At 72.1% G+C, this 22,308-nt stretch carries 16 protein-coding genes; 4 read left to right on the top strand and 12 right to left on the bottom strand.

Translation table 11 applies throughout. From position 1 onward, the window contains the following. Positions 1–198: 198 nt before the first annotated feature. A complete protein-coding gene (locus ACH4EB_RS31350) occupies positions 199–1,650 on the top strand; it encodes an AI-2E family transporter (RefSeq protein WP_398351464.1) in 1,452 nt (483 codons plus the stop codon). 90 nt (positions 1,651–1,740) lie between these two features. Here the strand turns inward: ACH4EB_RS31350 and ACH4EB_RS31345 are convergent, their stop codons facing one another. From ACH4EB_RS31345 to ACH4EB_RS31335, 3 genes are all read right to left on the bottom strand, one after another. Further along, positions 1,741–3,456: an alpha/beta hydrolase gene (locus ACH4EB_RS31345; protein WP_398351462.1), complete on the bottom strand. Its 1,716-nt coding sequence runs from the start codon at positions 3,454–3,456 to the stop codon at positions 1,741–1,743. Positions 3,457–3,546: 90 nt separating this feature from the next. Further along, a complete protein-coding gene (locus ACH4EB_RS31340) occupies positions 3,547–4,080 on the bottom strand; it encodes an alkyl hydroperoxide reductase (protein ID WP_398351461.1) in 534 nt (177 codons plus the stop codon). A gap of 38 nt (positions 4,081–4,118) precedes the next feature. Continuing rightward, complete coding sequence (locus ACH4EB_RS31335) at positions 4,119–4,673, bottom strand: peroxiredoxin (protein WP_360127556.1); 555 nt, start codon at positions 4,671–4,673, stop codon at positions 4,119–4,121. Positions 4,674–5,019: 346 nt separating this feature from the next. Between ACH4EB_RS31335 and ACH4EB_RS31330 the strand changes: the two genes are divergently transcribed. Together ACH4EB_RS31330 and ACH4EB_RS31325 are read left to right on the top strand one after the other, a co-directional pair. Further along, the gene (locus ACH4EB_RS31330; protein ID WP_398351459.1) at positions 5,020–5,364 is read left to right on the top strand and encodes an Lsr2 family protein; all 345 of its coding nucleotides are present in this window, start codon (positions 5,020–5,022) and stop codon (positions 5,362–5,364) included. Between the two features lie 539 nt (positions 5,365–5,903). Further along, a complete protein-coding gene (locus ACH4EB_RS31325) occupies positions 5,904–6,860 on the top strand; it encodes a hydrogen peroxide-inducible genes activator (protein WP_398351458.1) in 957 nt (318 codons plus the stop codon). Between the two features lie 169 nt (positions 6,861–7,029). Here the strand turns inward: ACH4EB_RS31325 and ACH4EB_RS31320 are convergent, their stop codons facing one another. The 8 genes from ACH4EB_RS31320 to ACH4EB_RS31285 all read right to left on the bottom strand — a co-directional run bounded on the left by ACH4EB_RS31320 (position 7,030) and on the right by ACH4EB_RS31285 (position 17,946). Beyond that, a complete protein-coding gene (locus tag ACH4EB_RS31320) occupies positions 7,030–9,477 on the bottom strand; it encodes an ABC transporter permease (protein WP_398351457.1) in 2,448 nt (815 codons plus the stop codon). 6 nt (positions 9,478–9,483) lie between these two features. Then, on the bottom strand, positions 9,484–11,931 hold the full coding sequence (locus ACH4EB_RS31315; protein ID WP_398351456.1) for an ABC transporter permease: 2,448 nt from the start codon (positions 11,929–11,931) through the stop codon (positions 9,484–9,486). Positions 11,932–11,998: 67 nt separating this feature from the next. Then, the gene (locus ACH4EB_RS31310; RefSeq protein WP_398351455.1) at positions 11,999–12,688 is read right to left on the bottom strand and encodes an ABC transporter ATP-binding protein; all 690 of its coding nucleotides are present in this window, start codon (positions 12,686–12,688) and stop codon (positions 11,999–12,001) included. Beyond that, positions 12,685–13,209: a PadR family transcriptional regulator gene (locus ACH4EB_RS31305; RefSeq protein ID WP_398351454.1), complete on the bottom strand. Its 525-nt coding sequence runs from the start codon at positions 13,207–13,209 to the stop codon at positions 12,685–12,687. Before ACH4EB_RS31305 ends, ACH4EB_RS31310 begins: the two co-directional genes overlap by 4 nt. 102 nt (positions 13,210–13,311) lie before the next feature. Next, entirely contained in the window at positions 13,312–15,723 is a 2,412-nt protein-coding gene (locus ACH4EB_RS31300; RefSeq protein ID WP_398351453.1) for an FtsX-like permease family protein, read from the bottom strand. Further along, positions 15,720–16,406, bottom strand: a complete 687-nt coding sequence (locus ACH4EB_RS31295) for an ABC transporter ATP-binding protein (protein WP_398351452.1) — start codon at positions 16,404–16,406, stop codon at positions 15,720–15,722. Before ACH4EB_RS31295 ends, ACH4EB_RS31300 begins: the two co-directional genes overlap by 4 nt. Before the next feature lie 218 nt (positions 16,407–16,624). Next, on the bottom strand, positions 16,625–16,972 hold the full coding sequence (locus ACH4EB_RS31290; RefSeq protein WP_398351451.1) for a hypothetical protein: 348 nt from the start codon (positions 16,970–16,972) through the stop codon (positions 16,625–16,627). After that, positions 16,969–17,946 carry an SPFH domain-containing protein gene (locus tag ACH4EB_RS31285; protein WP_398351450.1) on the bottom strand — a complete coding sequence of 326 codons (978 nt, stop codon included), beginning with the start codon at positions 17,944–17,946 and terminating at the stop codon, positions 16,969–16,971. The genes ACH4EB_RS31290 and ACH4EB_RS31285 overlap by 4 nt, the downstream gene beginning before the upstream one ends. 291 nt (positions 17,947–18,237) lie before the next feature. Here ACH4EB_RS31285 and ACH4EB_RS31280 point away from each other — a divergent pair, with 291 nt between their 5' ends. Next, positions 18,238–20,490, top strand: a complete 2,253-nt coding sequence (locus ACH4EB_RS31280) for a transglycosylase domain-containing protein (protein WP_398351449.1) — start codon at positions 18,238–18,240, stop codon at positions 20,488–20,490. Positions 20,491–20,578: 88 nt separating this feature from the next. Here ACH4EB_RS31280 and ACH4EB_RS31275 read toward each other — a convergent pair whose 3' ends face one another. Then, positions 20,579–22,042, bottom strand: a complete 1,464-nt coding sequence (locus ACH4EB_RS31275) for a catalase (protein ID WP_398351448.1) — start codon at positions 22,040–22,042, stop codon at positions 20,579–20,581. Between the last annotated feature and the right edge of the window lie 266 nt (positions 22,043–22,308).

The following is a 22,308-nucleotide window of genomic DNA, read 5'->3' as shown; positions in this document are numbered from 1 at the left end:
GGTACCGGAAAAGCACCGCTGGTTCCGGCAGGCAGCCGCTGGTACCGGAACGTGAGGGCGGATCACCGCGTAAGGTGGTCCGCCTCTCCGCTTCGTACGCGAAACCCCCGGCCGCGACGGCGTCGGGGGTTTCGTGCGTCCCGCACCGGTAACGTCGTCCTGACAGCACCGGGGGGCGGGAGGGGAAGAGGAAGCGACATGTCCAGATTGCCTCAGTGGGTCGGTGGCCTCGGCGCCGGCCTGACGCGGATCGCGCAGCGGCTGGAGGACCAGCGCCGCCGCGCGGAGGCCGCGGTGGGGGAGAGCGACCCGGAGGAGCTGAGGCGAGCCGGGCACGCGGCCGGGCCCCGGGCGCCGCACGACGACACGTACGCCGGTGCGTACGCCGGTGTGCGAACCGACGACGGGTCACCGGACGCGCCGGGCGCCGCGGATACGCCGGACGACGCCCACCGGCAGCCGGACTCGGTGCCGGCCCCGCCGACGTACGCGCCCGCCGTCGCCCCCCGCCCCGACCCGGTGGCCGCGGTGCCGTGGGGTGTGCGGGTCGCGGCCGAGGTGAGCTGGCGGCTGCTGCTCCTGGCGGGGACCATCTGGGTGCTGGCCAAGGTCATCACCTCCATCCAGCTCGTGGTGCTGGCGTTCGTCGCCGCCCTGCTGATCACCGCGCTGCTCCAGCCGACCGTGGCCTGGCTCAAGCGCCGGGGCGTGCCGCGGGGGCTCGCCACGGCCCTGACCTTCATCGCCGGGTTCGTCATCATGGGCCTGGTCGGATGGTTCGTCGTATGGCAGGTCCAGGACAATATCGACTCGGTGTCCCGACGGATCCAGGAAGGTATCACCGAGCTGAAGGGCTGGCTCCTCAACAGCCCGTTCCACGTCACCGAGGACCAGATCAACAACATCGCCAAGAACCTCCAGGACGCCGTCGGCGCCAACACGGAGGCGATCACCTCGGCCGGCCTGGAGGGCGTCACGGTCGTCCTGGAGGTGCTCACCGGCATCCTGCTGGCGATGTTCACCACGCTGTTCCTGCTGTACGACGGCCGGCGCATCTGGAACTGGTTTCTCAAGCTCGTGCCGAGCGCGGCGCGCGAAGGCGTGGCGGGCGCCGGGCCGCGCGCCTGGCGCACGCTGACCGCCTATGTGCGCGGGACGGTGATAGTGGCGCTGATCGACGCCATCTTCATCGGCATCGGCATCTACTTCCTCGACGTGCCGCTCGCCGTGCCGCTCGCCGTCTTCATCTTCCTGTTCGCCTTCATCCCGCTGGTCGGCGCGGTCGTCTCGGGCGCGCTGGCGTGCGTGGTCGCGCTGGTGACGCAGGGCGTGTTCGCCGCGCTGATGGTGCTCGCGGTCGTCCTGGCGGTGCAGCAGATCGAGGGGCACATCCTCCAGCCGTTCATCCTGGGCCGCGCGGTACGGGTCCATCCGCTCGCCGTCATCCTGTCGGTGGCCGCCGGCGGCCTGGTCGCCGGCATCGGTGGCGCGGTGGTCGCGGTGCCGCTGGTCGCGGTCACCAACACCGTCGTCGGCTATCTGCGCTCGTACTCCAGGGAGCAGGCCCTCAGGATGACGCCGCCCCCGCACGGCGCCACGGCGCTGGACGTCGCGCCGACGCAGCCGAAGGGGAGCGCCCCACAGGACTGACCGAGGGCCGGGTCGGCCGGGCCGACCGGGCCCACCGGGCCCACCGGGCTCGTCGGACCCACCCGGCTCACCTGGCCCACCAGCCGACCCTCAGTACGGAGCGTCCTTCGCGTCCTCGTACGCCCGCAGCCGGGCCGTGTCCCGGTCGGTCCAGCCCGGCGGCGGGACGACCGCCGCCCAGCCGTCCACCGCGCCGGTGCCGTACCGGTGGCCGTGCGGCGGTGGCGCGCCGAAGGACACCGCGAGGTCGACGGTCGTCTGCCAGAAGGTGATGACCGGCCAGAAGCGCATCTCGTCGGTGACGTCCGGGCCGAGCGGCCGGTCCAGCCAGGCGGGCCGGTGGAAGAGCAGGTCGGGGGACCACCACACCACGGGGTCCGAGGCGTTCTGGAGGTAGACCACCCGGGGGTGCTCCCACGGGCCGTCGGGGCGCCCGAGGTCGCGTTCCGGGTACTGGGCGAAGCGGACGTGCCGCCCGTGGCCGTACACCGGACGCCACACCGGGCTGCCGGGATCGCGCCCGGCGACCACCTCGTTCCAGATGGGGCTGACGTTGGGCGGCCCGGCCAGCAGCGCGCCGTCCACTTTGCCGAGCATGTCGTCCAGCCCGTCGAAGCCCGCCTCGGTCGCGTACGTACCGAGGCTCTCGCCGCCCACGACCAGCTTGGGGCGGTCGTCCGCGGGCAGCGCGGACCACTTGGCGTACACCGCGTCGAACACCGCCCGGGCGTCCCGCGCCGCCTGCTCCCTGTCGACGAGGAAGGAGATCCATGACGGCAGGTACGAGTACTGGGTCGCGACGATCGCGGAGTCACCGCCGTACATGTACTCCAGCGGTTCCGGCATCCGCGGGTCCACCCAGCCGCTGCCCGTGGTGCCCAGCAGGGCCAGCACCTCGCGGTCGAAGCCGCCGGTGCGTTCCAGCTCCTGTACGACGAGGTCGGCGGTGCGCCGGAAGCGCGCGTCGCCGCCCTCCTGTTCGCCGACGTACACCCGTACCGGGTCCTTGGCGGGCCGGCCGGTGAAGGCGGTGATGTCCTGCTTGCGGGGCACCGAGCCGATGAAGCTGCGGCCCTCCGCGCCGAGTTCCGCCCAGGCGACGACGGAGGTGGGGCCGCCGGAGACATACGCGGAGGCGGGCTGGGTGATGCCGTCGGCGGTGCTCAGGTTGGCGGCCTTGGAGATCCGGTCGACGATGTCGATGAAGCCGCGCTCGTACAGGACGTCCTTGGAGCCGATGGTGACCAGCAGGGCGGTCAGCGCCGCGCCGGTCAGGTACGCGGCCGGGCGCGGCACCCAGCGGCCGAAGAACCGGGCGAGCCGGCGGGCCACCAGGCGTACGCACCGGGCGAGGAGCACGAACAGCGCGCAGACCGCCACCGCGCTCAGGATGATCACCGGGGTGTGCCAGACCAGAGAGGGCTCGACCTCCTGGAGGCGGCGCAGGCGGCGCTGGGCGTGGGCGCTCCAGGAGACGGCCGCCGTGGAGAGCACGACGCCGAGGACGTGGAAGGCCAGCCAGCAGCGGGCGCGGGTGCGTTCGGTGGGGCGGTACCGGCACAGGGCGCGGAAGAGGCCGCTCGCCGCGGCTCCGGCGGCGTAGCCGATGGCGGCCGTGATGCCGCCGATCAGACCTTGGAGGTGCCAGGGGCGGGGGAGCAGCGACGGGGTGAGGGAGAGCCAGAAGAAGAGCGCCGCGACGCAGCAGGCGGTGAGGTCGGGCCAGCGCCGGACGATCCAGGTGGGGTCGGGGGCGTCCCAGTACGGGCGTCTGAGCCACTGGACGATGAGGTGCGGGACGGACATTTGCCATCATTATGCGCAGAGCCCCACGAACCTGAGGTCCGCGGGGCTCTGTCGTACCGGCCGGGCGCCCGCCGGGCGCCTCCGGTTCACCTATTCGGCGAGGGTGGCCTCGGCGTCGAGGGTGGCGCCGACGGCCTGGAGGACGGAAGCGATCTTGATGGCCTCAAGGATCGTCTCGCGGTCCACGCCCGCCTTGCGCAGCACCTGCTCGTGCGAGTCCAGGCACATGCCGCAGCCGTTGATGGCCGAGACGGCCAGCGACCACAGCTCGAAGTCGACCTTCTCCACGCCCGGGTTGCCGATGACGTTCATCCGCAGGCCGGCGCGCATCGTGCCGTACTCCGGGTCCGACAGCAGGTGCCGGGTCCGGTAGAACACGTTGTTCATCGCCATGATGGCGGCGGCCGACTTGGCCGCGGTGTACGCCTCGTCGGAGAGGTTGGCCTTGGCCTCCGGCTCCAGCTCGCGCAGCACCTTCGGCGAACGCGAGGCGATCGCGCAGGCCAGGACGGTGCCCCAGAGCTGCTGCTTGGGCAGCTCACTGTTGCCGATCACCGAACCGAGGTTCAGCTTCAGGTCCTTGGCGAAGTCCGGTACCGCGGACTTCAGCTCGTCGAGAGCCATGTCAGGTCAGCCTTTCCCGTGTTGCCGTCAGTCGCGGTTCACTCGCCCGAGAGCAGCGCGACCGGGTCGAGGGTCTCGTCGCCCTTGCTCCAGTTGCAGGGGCACAGCTCGTCGGTCTGCAGCGCGTCGAGGACCCGCAGGACCTCCTTGGGGTTACGGCCGACGGAACCGGCGGTCACCATGGTGAACTGGATCTCGTTGTTCTGGTCCACGATGAAGACGGCGCGCTGCGCGAAGCCGTCCTCGCCCTCGATGCCGAGCGCGCGCATCAGCTCGTGCTTGGAGTCGGCCAGCATCGGGAAGGGCAGGTCGGTCAGGTCCGGGTGGTCCTTGCGCCAGGCGTGGTGCACGAACTCGGAGTCACCGGAGAAGCCGAGGATCTGGGCGTCGCGGTCGGCGAACTCGTCGTTCAGCTTGCCGAAGGCGGCGATCTCCGTGGGGCAGACGAAGGTGAAGTCCTTGGGCCACGCGAAGACGATCTTCCACTTGCCTTCGTAGGTCTTGTGGTTGATCTGCTCGAACTCCTTGCCGCTCTCCAGCGACACGCAGGCGGTCAGATCGAACTCGGGGAACTTGTCACCGACAGTGAGCACAGGCTCTCCTTCGTGTGCCGTAAGTCCTGAAACAGGGCTTACGCGAGGGGTTGGACGGTTCCCTACGGTGCCACAGGGGGCATTGATCGGGGAAATAGCCAGATCATGCCTCGTTGATCGGGGCTGGCTATCAGTCGCCGCAGTGGGTCCGGGCGAGTGTGACCTGCTCCTCTGGCGGACCTGACCGTCATGATGTAGGCGCAGCCGTGCACAACAATGCCGGATCGGTCGAAAAGGGGCGGGAATCCGGGGAATCCACCGGCTATCTCCGAAACGATGTTCCCCGGTTCGTTCACCTCGCCAAAGATTCGCCCCAGCACCAGCCGCGAGACGTACAATCACCCGCATGGCACAGAAGATCGTCACTATTTACACGGATGACCTCACCGGGGAAGAATCCACGGAGGTCGCCACCCACTCGCTCTCGGTCGACGGTATTGCATACGAGGTCGACCTCGCCCCGGACAGTTACGACAAGCTGCTGGAGGCGATCGGCCCCTTCCTGAAGGCCGGGCGCCGCACCGGGCGGGTGAAGGCGGGTGCCGGGGCGCGCAAGGCGAGCGGCGCCGCCTCGGGTTCGGGTGAGACCGCGAAGATCCGCGCCTGGGCCAAGGAGAACGGCTACGAGGTCAACGAGCGCGGCCGGGTGTCCGCCGATATCCGTGAGGCGTACCAGAACGCCAACAAGTAGACATCGCCCTCGTCGGCCGAAGCCGCCGTGGCAGTGGGCGGATCTCGGCCGGCCCAGGCCCGTGGCCTGGTGAACGGCGCTGGTGGCAGCCGGGTAATCGGCGTCGGCTGCCGCCGTCCGTAATGTGGTGGACCGCGGCCGTCGAAAAGCCGGTGACGCGGCAATCGGGAACGGCGCGTATCCCGCCGGGGCGGTATCCGGGCCGTATCCGGTGCGGCGCCGACGGCGGGGTGCCCGTGTGGCGTGTGCTGTGCCGCGCAGGGAAAACGGTCCCGTGGCCGGAGAATCCGGCCGGGCAGCCGGCCCGCAATCCCGCGGTCGGCTGCCGGAAAAGGGCGTCCGGGAATCCCGGCCCGCGAAATGTGCTCCGTGAAGCTTGCCCGGAGCCACCGATCGGCGCCCGTGCTGAAACCTGCCGGTAACACGGCACGGCAATTGTCCGGCCGGCCGCACTCCGCGGCCTTCCCTCGAAAACTCCTCCCCCGGGTGGTGCCTCCCACGCCATTAGACTGGATCACTCTGATCGGAGGTGGCTATCGGTGGCATCCCCCACGAATCCCGGGACCCGGCCGCGGCAGCCCAGTCTGGCGCAGCTCCGGGCCTTTGTCGCCGTCGCCGAACACCTGCACTTCCGGGAGGCCGCGGCGGAGATCGGCATGAGTCAGCCCGCGCTGTCCGGCGCCGTGTCGGCCCTGGAGGAGGCCCTCGGGGTGCAACTGCTGGAGCGTACGACCCGTAAGGTGCTGCTCTCGCCCGCCGGGGAACGGGTCGCCGCCCGGGCCCGCGGCGTGCTGGAGGCGGTCGGTGACCTCATGGAGGAGGCGGAGGCGGCCCGTGCGCCGTTCACCGGCGTCCTGCGGCTCGGGGTGATCCCGACCGTCGCCCCGTACCTGCTCCCGACCGTCCTGCGGCTGGTCCACGACCGTTACCCCGACCTGGAGCTCCAGGTCCACGAGGAGCAGACCGGTTCCCTGCTGGACGGCCTCCAGCAGGGGCGGCTGGACCTCCTGCTGCTCGCCGTGCCGCTGGGCGCCCCGACGGTCGCCGAACTCCCGCTGTTCGACGAGGACTTCGTGCTGGTCGCCCCGAAGGACCACTGGCTGGGCGGGCGCGGGGACATCCCGCGCGAGGCGCTCAAGGACATGGACCTGCTGCTGCTGGACGAGGGGCACTGCCTGCGCGACCAGGCGCTGGACATCTGCCGGGAGGCGGGCCGCGACGAGGGGGCGCCGGTGACGACCAGCGCGGCCGGGCTGTCGACCCTGGTGCAGTTGGTCGCGGGCGGCCTGGGCGTCACGCTGCTGCCGCGCACCGCGCTGCGCGTCGAGACGGCCCGCAACGACCAGCTCACGACCGGGTACTTCGCCGACCCGGCGCCGTCCCGGCGGGTCGCGCTGGCCATGCGCGCGGGCGCGGCGCGCCAGGACGAGTTCGAGGAGTTCGCGGGCGCGCTGCGCGAGGCGATGAAGGGCCTTCCGGTGCGGATCGTGGAGTGAGCCCGGCCGTACGGGTCGTGGAGTCGGCCCGGCCGTGAGGTCCGTACGGCCGCGCCCGTACATGACCGGCACGTGCACCCGTCACGTGACCGACCCACGCGCCCGTACGTGACCGGTCGCGCCCGTACCCGACCGGCCCGCCCCCGCGCCCCCGGCGGCCCCCGCCCGCCTACTCCGTCCGCAGGCCGTCCGGCCGCATCAGCCGCCACAGCAGCGGCAGGCTGAGCGCGGTCACCGCGAGGATCACCGCCCCGGCCGTGCCGGTGAGGACCGCGATGCCCGCCCAGTCCGGCAGCACCGGCTTGTTCACCAGGCGCAGCAGCAGGAGACCGACGCCCAGCCCGCAGCCGACGGCGAGGGCCAGTCCGAGGACGACGGGTATGGCGGCCTGCCACAGCACCGACCGGCCGAGCGTACGGCGCGGCGTACCGAAGGCGTCGAGGGCCGACAACAGCCGCCTGCGCTCGCGCAGTTGCTCCAGTACGGAGATGAGCAGGCCGGCGCCGATGAGGCACAGGACGGCCATGGCCCCGACCTGGAGTGCCGAGCTGACCAGGTCGAACAGTCCGGGACCCCGCAGGCCGGCGGTGACCGGGTCCCCCAGCCACATGACGGCCAGGCGCGGGTCGATCCGCGCCGCGGTGTTGCGTACGTACTCGACGGCATCCGGCCGGTCTGGGTCGAGGTCGACCTCGATCTCGGCGGACGCGTACCGCAGCAGTGCGGGGTCCAGGGCGCCGGGCGTGACGAGGAGGTTGGCCTCTTGCAGGGAGAAGTAGCCGGAGAGCGGGTCCACGGTGGGGACGGGCCCCGGGACCGTCCAGGCGGCGGGACGGCCCCCGGCCTCCGGCGAGATGAGCAGCCGGGTGCCGGGACGCGGGGCCGGCGCCGCGTCGGGGTCCGGCCGGGCGATGTCCGTACCGCCCTCGCCGTCCGGCATGTTCACCGGTGGTTTGGTGTAGAACAGGTCGCCGTCGGCGCACCGGTCGATCCGGGCCATCCGGCGCAGCGTGCCGCAGTCGGCCACGGCCAGCCGGTAGGGCGCGGGGACGAACGTCTCGTCCGGGTCGTCCCCGGCGGGTGCCCGGCGGTCCCCGGACGGCGGCGGGCCCGCATTGCTGAGCAGGGCCCCGTACACGCTCCGCACTCCCGCGGTCTCCCGCAGCCGCTGATACACCTCCGGAGCGCGGGACACGGGCAGCTCCGCCTGCCAGGAAGCGACCACCATCCGGTGTTTGTCGGACGGCGGGAGCGGATCGGGCAGGTCGTTGGTCTGGATCCCGGCCAGCAGCAACCGCACCGCGACGACACCGGCGACCGCCACGGTGATACCGCTGACCGAACGGGCCGCCGCGGTGGTGCTCAACTGGAGCCGGCGCACCGCGAGCTGCCAGGACGGTCCGCCGCCCGCGCCGATCCGGGAGACCACGGCGTCCAGCAGCCACGGCAGCAACGCCGCGACGCCGAGCAGGAGCAGCGAGGTGCCCGCGACCACCATGGCGCCGGCCTCCTCGCCCACCAGCGCCGTGTCACCGACCGTCATGGGCCACAGCAGCGCGACGCCCGCGGCGGGCAGCAGCAGCCGCCACCACAGGCGGCGCCGCACCGGTGGCGCGGACCGGGTCACACCGAGCGGTTCGACGGTGATCCGGCGCATCGTCAGCAGGGCGACACCGACCGAGCAGAGCGGGACGGCCAGTGCGACGAGGGCGGTCAGCCAGGGGACCGGTACGACGTCGGAGGGGTAGACCCCGAAGTCCAGCACCCGTATCCCCGACAGCGGGTACCGGGCGGCCAGGAAGACGACGGCGCCGGTGAGCAGCCCCAGCAGCGACCCGGCCAGGGCCTCCCCGGCCGCGATCCGCCGCGTCGTGGCGCGGTCGGTGCCCACCAGCCGCAGCGCCGCCAGCCGCCGGTCCCGACGCTCCCCGCCGAAGCGCACGGCGGCGGCGATGAAGACGGCCACCGGGGCGAGCAGGGCCACACTGCCGACGAGGATCGCCAGCAGCAGTTGGGGATTGGTGACGGGGGAGGCGGCGTCGGGGACGCGCCCGAAGGTGTCGATCCGCGTGGTTCCCGACTGGCTGCCGGTGAGCCGGTCCGACCCTTGGTAGTACGCGAGTTCGTCCGGCCCGGTCAGCCCCTCCGCGCCGATCCGCCCCACGGTGCGTACGCCCTGGAAGCGGTCGCGCAGGTCCGCGCCGTCGGAGGAGGCCAGCAGGTCCGCGAGGCCGGGCGAGACGACCATCTCACCGGGGCCGGGAAGGCGCGGCACACCGGGCGGGGTGACGGGCCGGTCGCCGTCGGGCCGCACCAGGCGTCCGCGGATGGACTGGCCGTGGTAGGCGGTGTCGGTGCGGGCCACCAGCAGGGTGCGGGCGGTGGCGGGCGTGGAGACGCCCAGGGTGTCGGAGCGGGCCTGGTCACGGGCGACGGCGGTGCCGACGGCCTGCGGTACGGAGGCGGCGATCAGCAGGACCGCGACGCCCAGCCCCACGCCGAGCGCGGTCAGCGCCGTACGGATCCAGCCCTCCCGGCCGCCGCCGACCGCGAACCGTACGCCCATGGCGAGGTCACGGCACCAGCGCCGGCCCCGGTGCCGTCGGGACTCGTCCACCTGTGCTCACTCCGTCCGTAGTCCGTCCGGCCGCATCATCCGCCACAGCGGCGGCAGGCTCAGCACCGTCACCAGCAGGATCACCCCGGCCCCGGCGCCCGCCATGCCCGCCACCACCGGCCAGTCCACGAACACCGCGCTGTCGATCATCCAGAGCAGCAGCGTGCCCAGCGCCAGCCCGCCCCCGACGGCGAGCACCAGGCCCAGCGTGACGGGGATGGCGGTCTGCCACAGGACCGACCAGCCCAGCGTGGCGCGCCGGGTGCCGAACGCGTCCAGCACCGACAGCAGCCGCCGGTGCTCGTGCAACTGCTCCACGGTGGAGATCACCAGGCCCGCGCCGATCAGCAGCAGGGTGACCACCGCGCCGAGGAACAGGCCGGTGCGCAGGCTGTCGTACTGCCCGTCGTGCCGGTTCTCGGCCAGTGAGACCACCGCCATCGACGGGTTGACGCGCGCTGCCGCCGTGCGGATGTGCTCCACCGCGTCCGGGACGGCGGGGTCGTAGCGGACCGTCAGGTGCATCAGGGGCCGGTACATCCGGCGCACGTCCACCGCGGCCGGGGTGATCAGGATGCCGTGGGTGGTCAGGCCGTCGGCGCCGGTCTTCGCGGGGACGACACGGGCGGTGGCGGGCAGCGTCCACAGCCGCGGCGGGCGGATGGGGCCGGAGCCTTCGGGCGGGTCGAGGTTGAGCCGGGCGCCCGGCCGTACGAAGGCGCGGTCCGCCAGGTTGTCGGTGACGAAGACATCGCCGTCCCGGCAGGAGCCGAGGCCGGCGATCCGGGCCAGTTCGGCGCAGTCGCCGACGGTGGCGAAGACGCTGTCCGCCATGCGGTAGTCGCTGCCCGGCAGGTACCGGCCCCGGTCGCCGGCCGCCGAGACGGACGACTCGATCGTGCCGCCGGCCGTACGGACCCCCTTGGCGCCGCGCAGCACCGCGAGCGCGTGCCGGGTCTGTTCCCAGCCCTGCGTGCCTCCGGTCATCTCGACCACCGGGCGTCCGTTGCGGGCGTAGGTCTCGGCGAATCCGGCCTGCATTCCGGTGAAGGTCAGGTGGACGGCGATGGCCCCGGCGACCGCGACGGTGATCCCGGCGACCGCGCGGGTGGCCGCCCCGCTGTTCAACTGGAGCCGCCGGGTGGCGAGCTGCCAGGGCACCGGGCCGCCGTGCAGCCGCCGCACCACCGCGTCGACCAGCCACGGCAGCAGGGCCGTGACGCCGAGCAGCAGCAGGGTCGCGCCGCCGGCCAGCCGGACCGTGTTGAGCGGGCTGTCCACCCGGTCGACGTCCCGCGAGACGGTCACCAGCAGCCCGACCCCGGCCAGCGGCACCAGCGGCCGCCACCACAGCCGGCGCCGGACGGGCGGCCGGCTGCGGACGACGCCCAGCGGCTCGACGGTCACACCGCGCTGCGCGAACAGCGTCACCAGGACGGCCGCGGCCGGCACCAGCACCGCGATCAGCGTGGCCAGCAGCGGGTCCGGGGTGATGTCCGACGGGAAGACGTTGATGTCCCACAGGGTGACCACGGAGGCGAACTGCCGCCCTCCGAGGAAGAACCCGGCGCCCAGCACCAGGCCCGCCAGCGAGCCGAGCAGCGCCTCCCCGGCGGCGATCCGCCGGGTCGTGCGGATGTCGGCGCCGATCAGGCGCAGCGCGGCGAGCCGCAGTTCGCGGCGTTCGTTGCCGAACCGTACGGAGGTGCCGATGAAGACCATGACGGGCGTCAGCAGCGCCACACACGTCATGATCACCAGCACCACCGCGGGGGCCCGCATCGGGCGCTGGACGAACTCCAGCCCGAAGTGGTCGATGCGGTCGGCACCGAGCCGCTCGGTCAGCGCGGAACTGCCCGCGAGGAAGGTCAGTTCGGCCGGTCCTTGCAGCCCGGCGTCGCCGATGGTGCCCACGACGCGGTACGGGAGCCGTTCGCGCAGGGCCTGGCCGTCGGGCGAGTCCAGCAGTTCCTTCAGGCCGGGGGAGACCAGCATGGTCCCCGGGCCCGGGAGCGCGGCGACGCCCGGCGGCTTCGGCGGGCGGGTCCCGTCGGGCTTGACGAGCCGGCCGCGGATGTTCTGGTGGTGGTAGCGGGTGTCGGCGTGGGCGTACAGCAGCGTGTCGTCGGCGGGCCGCGGCTCGTGCGCCTGGCCCAGGTTCTCGCGGGCCTTCTCCCGGCCGTGCCAGGAGTCGAGCAGGGCGGGCACGGACGAGCCGAGCAGCAGCACGGCGACGCCGAGGCCGACGCCGACGGCGGTCAGCGCCGTACGGATCCAGCCCTCCCGGCCGCCGCCCGCGGCGAAGCGCAGACCGGCGGCGAGGTCGCGGGCCCAGACGGCCGGGCCGGCGGGCGGCGGGGTGGGCACGGCCGGGAGCGTGGGGCCGCCCTGTTCCGTGGACGGGGTGCCGCGCCCGGTGCGTACGCCGTTGGCACGCGGACCGAGCAGGGTCATCCGGCGGCGCCGATCGGGGCGGCGGGCCCGCCCGGGCCGGGCGGGGTGCGGCCGTCGGGCAGGCTCCTCACCGCAGGCCCGCCAGCATGTCCTTCACCCTGCCGTCGCGGACGACGATCTCGCGGTCGGAGTAGGCGGCGACCCGGGCCTCGTGGGTGACCAGGACGACGGCGGCGTTGGTGTCCCGGGCCGCGTCGGTGAGCAGGGTCATCACGCGTTCGCCGTTGAGGGAGTCGAGGGCGCCGGTGGGTTCGTCGGCGAAGATCACGCGGGGGCGGGCGGCGAGGGCGCGGGCGACCGCGACGCGCTGGCCCTGCCCGCCGGAGACCTCACCCGGCCGCTTGCCCTCGCTGTCCTCGACCTCCAGGCGCTCCAGCCACTCGCGGGCGTGCCGCTCGGCCTCCTTGCGCTTGACGCCGTTCAGGCGCAGCGGCAGGGCGACGTTCTCCAGGCAGGTCAGTTCGGGGACCAACTGGCCGAACTGGAAGACGAAGCCGAAGTCCGTCCGGCGCAGGGCGCTGCGCTGCGCGTCGTTCATCGCCGTCACGTCGTGCTCGCCGTAGCGGACCGTGCCGGAATCCGGCAGGACGATGCCGGCCAGGCAGTGCAGCAGGGTCGACTTGCCGGAGCCGGAGGGGCCCATGACGGCGACGACCTCGCCGGGGTGGATGGAGAAGTCCACCCCGTCCAGCGCGGTGGTCCGGCCGTACGCCTTGTGCAGGGCCTCGGCGGCCAGCAGCGATCCCTCGGGCGTCACGGGCGGACCACCGCGGCCAGCTTGTCCAGGCGGGCGGCGGTCAGCTCCAGCCAGCGCAGGTCGGCCTCCAGGTGGAACAGGGCGTGGTCGCAGATGAGCTGGTCGGCGAGGTCGCCCTTGCGCTTGCGCTCGGTCAGACCGCGCATCAGGCGCAGGTGCTCGGTGCGCTGGGTGTCGAGCAGTTCGGCGGCGTCCCGGCCGGTGAGCAGGGCCAGCACCACCTTCGTGTAGAGCGTCGACTGGAGGTACGGCTCGGGCTTCTCGGGCCGGGCCAGCCACTGGGCGACGTCGGTGACGCCGGCGTCCGTGATGGCGTAGCGCTTGCGCTCCGGGCCCGCGCCCGCCTCGACGCCGTCCACCTCGACGAGGCCGTTCTTCAGCAGGCGGGACATGGTCGAGTAGACCTGCCCGTAGTGCAGCGGGCGGTCGTGGCCGAAGTGCTCGTCGAACGCCCGCTTCAGGTCGTAGCCATGGCGGGGGCCGGACTCCAGAAGGCCCAGAAGCGTATGACCGATTGACATGACGACCACCTTACTTCGTCGCTACAGCCGTGGTGTATACACGCCGTGCAGAGCGCTGCCGCCCCGGGGCCCGCCGTGCGGACCCCGGGGGCGGTGCTCCGGTCACTCCGTACGCAGCCCGTCCGCGCGCATCATGCGCCACAGCGGCGGCATGCTGAGCAGCGTCACGAGCAGCACCAGGGCGGCACCGAACAGCGGCAGCGGCCAGACCACCGACCACACGACATCGCCCTTGCCCGCCAGACCCAGCAGCACCCGGCCGAGCCCGAGACCGCCGGCCACCGCGAGCGCCAGGCCGAGGACCATCGGGACGGCGGTCTGCCACAGCACGGACCAGGCGAGCGTGGAGCGCCGGGTGCCGAAGGCCACCAGGACCGACAGCAGGCGGCGGCGTTCGCGCAACTGCTCCAGGGTGGTGACCAGCATGCTGGCGGCGATCAGTGTCATGGTCGCCACGGAGGCGATCACCAGCCCGTTGCGCACGCTGACGAAGCGCCGGTCGTCGGCGGTGTCCATGAGCTGGAAGACGTTCGCCGTCACGTCGATACGGGCCGCCGTGTTGCGGGCGTGCTCGGCGGCGTCCGGGACGGACGGGTCGAGCCGCACCATGGCCCTGGCCGTGGGCGCGTCCAGCTTCTTCACGTCGACCGCGCCCGGGGTGGCGAACAGGCCGGTGGTCTGTTCGCCGGTCGGGTCGGGCCGGCCTTGGACGGGGCGGATCGTCCGGGGCAGGGTCCAGGTGCTGGGCTTGCCCACGCGCTTGCCGTCGTCGTCGAAGCTGTTCAGGAGCACCGTGCCACCGGGATGTACGACCTTGGGCAGGTCCTCGTCCTCGAAGGAGCCAGGACCGCCCTTGACCAGGAAGACGTCGCCGTCCTTGCACGGGCCCGGCCGGCTGATCTCCTGGAGGGTCTCGCAGCTTCCGACCGTCACCGAGGTGCTCAGCGGGTAGCCGCTCTCCCCACGCTCCGGGCCGGGGGAGGTGATCCGTGACCCGACGGTGGCGATGACGCCGTTGACCCCCTCGGTCCGGTCGAACGCGTCGATCATCTTCTGTGTGGCGGCGCCGTCCCGGGCCGGCAGCATCACCTGGAGCTGTGCCCGGGAGGTGTCCTGCCCGGTGGGCTTGGTGTAGTCGTTCCCGACGCCCGTGAACAGCGTCTGCAACGCGATGGCACCGGCCACGGCGACGGTGATGCCGCTGACCGCGCGGGCCGCGCTGCTGCTGCTCAACTGGAGCCGGCGGCCGGCGAGCTGCCACGGGACCGGGCCGCCCTTGAAGCGCGCCACGACCGCCTCCACCAGCCAGGGCAGCAGGATGGTCAGGCCCAGCAGCGTCAGGACCGCGCCGGCACCGATCAGATACGTGTTGACGTCGCCCGTCTTCTTGTCGATCGACCCGAACGCGACCAGCAGCGCCAGCCCGATGACCGGGACGGGCAGCCGCCACCACAGCCGCCGGCGGCGCGGTACGGCGTTGCGGACGACGCCCAGCGGCTCGATGGCGATGCCGCGCAGCGCGAAGAGCGTGACGGCGACGGCCGACGCCGGTACGGCCAGCGCGATCAGGACGGCCAGGGCGGGGACCGGCGACAGATCGGTGGGGAAGGCGTTGACGCTGCGGATGTCGACCGAGCCGATGAACTGCCGGCCGGCCAGGAACAGCCCGGCGCCGACCACCAGCCCGAACAGCGAGCCCAGCAGGGCCTCACCACCGGCGATCCGGCGCGTCATGTGGTTGTCGGCGCCCACCAGGCGCAGCGCGGCCAGCCGCCGGTCGCGGCGCTCGCCACCGAAGCGGACGGCGGTGGCGATGAAGATGGCCACCGGCATCAGCAGGACGACGCAGCCCACGAGGATCAGCACCAGCAGGACGGGGTCCATGCCCGCTGACCTGAGCTGCCATCCGTAGGTGTCGGCGCGGGTGGTCCCGTCCTCCGGGACGAGCCGGTCGCTGCCCGCGTAGTAGAAGTTCTCGCCGGGGTCGATCAGGCCCGCTTCGCCGATGGTGCCGACCACGCGGTACGGGAGCCGGTCGTGCAGCAGCTTGCCGTCCGGGGATTCCAGGAGCTTCTTCAGGGTGGGGGAGACGACCGCCTCGCCGGGCCCGGGGAGGCGGTCCACGCCGGGCGGCAGGGCGGGGTCGCTGCCCTCCGGGCGCAGCAGGACACCGTCCACGCTGTCGCCCCGGAACTTGGTTCCCACGCTGTGGAAGAGGAAGGAGCTGTCGGAGCGCTTCACGTCGTGCTCCCCGAGCTGGATGCTGCGCGCGTTGCTCCGGTCGGAGCGGTTCGCCAGCAGGCTCGGCACGGAGGAGGCGCCCAGCAGCAGGGCCACACCGAGGCCGACACCGACAGCGGTCAGCGCCGTACGGGTCCAGCCCTCGCGGCCGCTGCCGACGGCGAAGCGCATCCCCATGACGAGGTCGCGGAACCAGACGGCCGGGCCGGCCGGGGCCTTGGCCGGGCGGTCCCCGTGCCCGGCGCCGCCGGGGCGGTGGTCCACGGCGGTCATACGGTGCCCGCCATTTCCCGGGCCTTGCCGTCGCGGACGACGATCTCGCGGTCGGAGTAGGCGGCGACCCGGGCCTCGTGGGTGACCAGGACGACGGCGGCGTTGGTGTCCCGGGCCGCGTCGGTGAGCAGGGTCATCACGCGTTCGCCGTTGAGGGAGTCGAGGGCGCCGGTGGGTTCGTCGGCGAAGATCACGCGGGGGCGGGCGGCGAGGGCGCGGGCGACCGCGACGCGCTGGCCCTGGCCGCCGGAGACCTCGCCGGGCCGCTTGGCCCGTATGTCGCCGACCTCCAGGCGCTCCAGCCACTCGCGGGCGTGCCGCTCGGCCTCCTTGCGCCTGACGCCGTTCAGGCGCAGCGGCAGGGCGACGTTCTCCAGGCAGGTCAGTTCGGGGACCAACTGGCCGAACTGGAAGACGAAGCCGAAGTCGGCGCGGCGCAGGGCGCTGCGCTGCGCGTCGTTCATCTGCGTCAGGTCGCGCGAGCCGTAGCGGACGCTGCCGGAGTCGGGGCGGACGATGCCGGCCAGGCAGTGCAGCAGGGTCGACTTGCCGGAGCCGGAGGGGCCCATGACGGCGACGACCTCGCCGGGGTGGATGGAGAACTCGGCGCCGTCGAGCGCGCGGGTCGAGCCGTACGCCTTGTGCAGCGCGCTGGCCTTGAGCAGGGAACCGGCCGGGGTCATACGCGGGCCTCCGGAAGTGCGGACAGGGAGCGGTCCGGGGGCGGGGCCCGGGGGCTCCGCCGGCCGGGGGCGCCGTCGGGACCGCTCGCGGTGCCCGAGACTGCCGCCCGGCAGGACACCATGCACTCTACACGGCGTGTATACCTGTGGTGTATACCCGCCCGGCAAGCGGCCGGAGGTCCGCCCGCGCACGGGCCGGCCTCCGGCACCCCTCGTCCTCACTCACCCCGGTCGGCACCCTCCGGCGGCTCCGGTTCTTCGTCCGCCGCAGACTCCGGCGATCCGGCGGCCTTCGGCGGCCGCCCCCGGCGGGGCAGTCCGCCCGTGCCCTTCGGCAGCCGCCCCGCGTCCGCCAGGGCCTTGCGCAGCAGGAACTCCACCTGGGCGTTGGCGCTGCGCAGCTCGTCGTCGGCCCAGCGGGCGAGCGCGTCGTGCACCAGCGGGTCGAGCCGCAGCAGCATCTGCTTGCGCCGCTGCGCCCGCCGCTTCGGCGCCCGGTCGTCGTCCGCGGGCCCGGCGGCCCCGGGGGCGTCCCGGGGCGCGTCCTGGGGGCCGCCCTCACTCACTGGTAGAGGGAACCGGTGTTCAGTACGGGCTGGGCGGCCCGGTCGCCGCACAGCACCACCATCAGGTTGCTGACCATGGCCGCCTTGCGCTCCTCGTCCAGCTCCACGATGTCCTGCTCACTGATGCGGGCCAGCGCCATCTCGACCATGCCGACCGCACCCTCGACGATCTGCTGGCGGGCCGCCACGACCGCGCCGGCCTGCTGCCGCTGGAGCATCGCCGAGGCGATCTCCGGGGCGTAGGCGAGGTGGCTGAAGCGGGACTCGATGATCCGTACGCCGGCGGCCTGCACCCGGGCGGTCAGTTCGACGGCCAGCTTCTCGGTGATCTCCTCGGCGTTGCCGCGCAGCGACAGCGCGTCCTCGTCGTGCGCGTCGTACGGGTACTCGATCGCGATGTGCCGCACCGCGGCCTCGGTCTGGGTGGCGACGAACTCCAGGAAGTCGTCGACCTCGAACAGCGCCTGCGCGGTGTCCTCGACCTGCCATACGACGATGGAGGCCAGCTCGATCGGGTTGCCGTAGGCGTCGTTGACCTTCAGGACCGCGGTCTCGTGGTTGCGGACGCGGGTGGAGATCTTGCGGGCGGTGGTGAGCGGGTTGATCCAGCGCAGGCCGTCCTCGCGGATGGTGCCGACGTAGCGTCCGAAGAGCTGGATGACGCGGGCCTCGCCGGGGGCGACCATCTTCACGCCGGTCATGCAGAACAGCGAGCCCACCAGCAGCAGGACGCCGACGACGAGCAGCGGCACCCTCAGCGCGTTGTTGCCGTTCGAGCCGGCGGCGCCGCCGCCGATGCTCAGGCCCAGCCCGGCGAACACGCCGAGGACGGTGAGCAGCAGGCCCAGGCCGCCCGGGATGCTGTGCGCCACCGTCTCGCGGACCTGCGGACGGGGCATCTGCGGGGCGTCGGCCGCGAGCTGCGCGCCGCCGCTCGTCCCGTCGGTGCGGCCGGGCGGTGTCTGGTCGGGCATGTCGTCTCCCCGTTTCCTCGTGACGTTCCTCGTGTCCGTACCGGGCCGCAGCGTGGTCGGTGCCGCGGCCGGGATCGTACGGATCGATTGTGCTGTCGCAAGCCTAGCAAAGTGATAGCACTTTAAGAAGGCTCTCAGATCGGTACGGCATTCTCCCGGGACGGTTCCCCCACTCCGGGTGCTCTTTGTCACGTCGGGAAAAGCCTTGATCGATGAGCATTTGCTGACAGATGCGGTGTTAGCTTCGTGAGCTGAGTTATTGGGGGCGGAACGACTGGAGTTGCGGGAGCGATGGGGCGAGCGGATGCGAGGCGAGCGGCACAGGGGCGTAAACGCCGGGCGAAGCCGAAGGGCGAGAAGGCCGGCATACGCCGCTTCTTCACCTGGAAGAAGCTCCTGGGTGCCTTCCTCGGCGTGTGCCTGCTGGGCATCCTCGGCTTCGTCGGGCTGTACCTGTACGTGGACGTGCCCGAAGAGGGCAACTTCCAGGCCACGAGCCAGAGCAACATCTACAAGTACGCCGACGGCACGATCATGGCCCGCAAGGGCGCCGCGAACGCGGTGAACCGCGAGACCGTCAAGATCGACCAGATCCCCGAGCACGTCCAGCACGCCTTCGTCGCGGCCGAGAACAAGACCTTCTACCAGGACTCCGGCGTCGACCTGAAGGGCACCCTGCGCGGCATCCTCAACACCCTCAAGGGCCAGGGCAAGCAGGGCGGCTCCACCATCACCCAGCAGTACGTCAAGAACTACTACCTGAGCCAGGAGCAGACGGTCAGCCGCAAGCTCCAGGAGATCGTCATCTCCCTCAAGGTCGACAACAAGCTCGGCAAGAAGGAGATCCTCGCCGGGTACATGAACACCAGCTACTACGGCCGCGGCGCGTACGGCATCCAGGCGGCGGCCCAGGCGTACTACGGCGTGGACGTCGGCAAGCTGACCGTCAGCCAGGGCGCGTACCTGGCCTCGCTGCTCCAGGCGCCCAGCCAGTACGACTGGGCCGTCGCCTCGGACGCCGGCAAGAAGCGGGTGCAGCAGCGCTGGGCCTACACCCTCGACAACATGGTCGAGATGAAGTGGCTGAGCGCCGCCGACCGGCAGAAGCAGGCGTTTCAGAAGCCCATCAAGCCCAAGCCGCTGCCCGGCGAGGCCGGCCAGGTCGGCTACTTCATCAACGCCGCCAACGATGAGCTGATCCGCAAGGGCGTCGACGAGAAGGAGCTGGCCGCCGGCGGCTGGACCATCACCCTGGGCATCGACAAGAAGAAGCAGCAGGAGCTGGAGAAGGCCGTCCAGCGCAAGCTGACCGACGACCTCAAGCCGACCCTGCGCAAGGCGGACCGGGACGCCCAGCTCGGCGCCGTCTCGGTCGACCCCAAGACCGGTCACGTCCTGGCGATGTACGGCGGCGCGGGCTACACCAAGCACTACACGAACAACGCGACGCGGGCCGACTTCCAGCCCGCCTCCACGTTCAAGCCGCTGATCTTCGCCTCGGCCCTGGAGAATCACGCCAAGACCCAGTCCGGCGTGCCCATCACCCCCGACACGGTCTACGACGGCCGCAACCGCCGCCCGGTGGTCAACAGCGTCAAGCCGTTCGCGCCGCCGAACGAGGACGAGGTCTCGTACGGCAAGGTCAGCGTCCAGCAGGCGACCAACAACTCCGTCAACTCCGTCTTCGCGCAGATGGGCGCGGACGTGGGCCTGGACGAGGTGAAGAAGACCGCGGTCAGCCTCGGCATGGACGGCAGCCGGATGGACGTCCAGCCCGCCATGACGCTCGGCAGCATGGGCGCCAGCCCGCTCCAGATGGCCGCCGCCTACGCCACGCTCGACAACCACGGCAAGAAGGTCGACCCGGCCCTGGTCGTCAAGGCCCAGCACGGCGCGCAGGAGACCGAGCTGCCCGACCCCATCGGCTCCCAGGTGCTGACCCGCGGGACCGCCGACACCGTCACGTCCGTGCTGCGCGGCGTGGTCAACGACGGTACGGCGAAGTCCGCGATCGGCGGCACCGACTACAAGGCGGCGGGCAAGACCGGCACCTCCGACGACAACAAGTCGGCGTGGTTCGTCGGCTACACGCCCAAGCTGGTCACCGCGGTCGGCATGTTCGGCGAGGAGACCAAGGGCGGCAAGCAGGTCTCGCTCAAGGGCACCGGCGGCGGCGGGCGCGTCAACGGCGGCGGCTACCCGGCCAAGGTCTGGGCCGCCTACACCGCGGCGGCGATCGGCGACGACACCGGGGCCGAGTTCGACCTGGAGACGAACTCCGGTGCCGGGGTGGCACCGACCATCACCCCGCCGCCGAGCAACACCCCCTCGCACACGCCGTCCCAGACGCCGTCGCAGACCCCCTCGCAGACGCCGTCCCGCACGCCGTCGCAGACCCCGTCCCAGACGCCGTCCCACACCCCCTCGCACACGCCGTCGCGGACGCCCACCTCGCCCTCGGGGTCGCCTCCGGCCTCCCCGTCGGGTGACAGCGGCGGCCACGGCAACGACGGCCGGCCGCCCGGCTTCGAGGACCTGGAATGACCGGCGCCTGACAGTGCCGTGCCGTGGCCCCCGCCCGAAGGCGGGGGCCACGGCCGTTTCCGTCCCGCCGGCCGCGTACGGTCCCGGCTCAGCCGCCGTTGAACCGCGCGGCGATCCGGTCGCCGAGCGCCTTGTCGACATTGCGCCAGTACTGGAGGGCGCGCAGCAGCACCGGTCGGCTCACGCCCTTCGACAGGTGCCCGGCGACGTTGTCGACCAGCCGCCCGCGCGCCGCGTCGTCCAGCACCTGCCGCACCTGGGTGCCCGCCTGGCTCCAGTCGTCGTCATCGCGGCGCAGCTTGTACGCCTCGCGCACCATCTCGCCCGCCGCGTGCCAGCCCGCCGGGTCGCCGAAGTTCTGCGTGTCGGCCGCCGGGCCGCCGTACGAGTTCGGCGCGTACACCGCCGCCGCGCGGGACGGCTCGTAGCGCATCGGGCCGTCCTTCGCGTACGAGGTGACCAGCGAGTGCGGGCGGTTCGGCGGCAGTTGCGCGTAGTTCGGGCCGATGCGGTAGCGGTGGGTGTCCGGGTAGGAGAACAGCCGGCCCAGCAGCATCTTGTCCGGCGACGGGCCGATGCCCGGCACCATGTTGGACGGCTCGAAGGCCGCCTGCTCGACGTGGACGAAGAAGTCCTCCGGGTTGCGGTCCAGCGTCATCCGGCCGACCTCGATCAGCGGGTGGTCGCCGTGCGGCCACACCTTGGTCAGGTCGAACGGGTTGAAGCGGTAGTCCGGGGCTTCGTCGAACGGCATCACCTGGACGTACATGGTCCACGAGGGCGCGTCACCGGCCGCGATCGACTCGTACAGGTCACGGCGGTGCAGGTCGCCGTCCTCGCCCGCGAGCCGGTCGGCCTCCTCCTGGGTGAGGAAGTCGATGCCCTGGTCGGTCTTGATGTGATACTTGATCCAGAAGCGCTCGCCGCCACCGTTGATCCACATGAACGTGTGCGAGCCGTAGCCGTTCATGTTCCGGTACGTCTTCGGGATGCCGCGGTCGCCCATCAGCCAGGTGACCATGTGCGCCGTCTCCGGCGACAGCGTCCAGAAGTCCCACTGCATGTCGTGGTCGCGCACCCCGCTGTCCGGGCGGCGCTTCTGCGAGCGGATGAAGTCCTGAAACTTGCTCGGGTCCCGCACGAAGAAGATCGGCGTGTTGTTCCCGACCAGGTCGTAGTTGCCGTGCTCGGTGTAGAACTTCAGCGCGAAGCCGCGCGGGTCGCGCCAGGTGTCCGGCGAGCCCTGCTCACCCGCGACCGTCGAGAAGCGGGCCAGCATCTCGGTGCGCCGGCCCGGCTGGAAGAGGTCCGCCTTGGTGAACTGGCTGACGTCGTTGGTCACTTCGAAGAACCCGTACGCGCCGCTGCCCTTGGCGTGCACGACCCGCTCGGGCACCCGTTCCCGGTTGAACTGGGCCATCTTCTCGATCAGGTAGTGGTCCTGGAGCAGCAGCGGACCGTCGGAGCCCACCGAGAGCGAGAACTCGTCGCTCTCCACCGGGACGCCGGCGTTGGTGGTCGTACGCGGGACGTCGTGCGCGGAGCTGGTCATGGCGGAGCGCCTCCCGTGGTGGGGTCGTCAGTCCCTTGCCACCCCAGCAGTCAACTCCGCCGACGCGGTGTCGGCAACCGTTGGACGCCGTCCGGTTCGAGACGAAGTCCGGCCACCGGCCCGCGCGTCGGCGCCCCGGCGGCCCCCGTACGCCGAGACCCCGCGCACGCCCCTAGGTCGTGTCTTCAAATGATCTTGCGTGGTGGATCATGGTCGGGTGATACGTCGACATGAGCTGTCGGATGCCGAGTGGGAGTTCGTCCGGC

The sequence above is a fragment of the Streptomyces sp. NPDC018045 genome (genome assembly GCF_044327445.1).
Lineage (GTDB): Bacteria > Actinomycetota > Actinomycetes > Streptomycetales > Streptomycetaceae > Streptomyces.
This window is presented reverse-complemented; position numbering and strand designations above follow the sequence as displayed.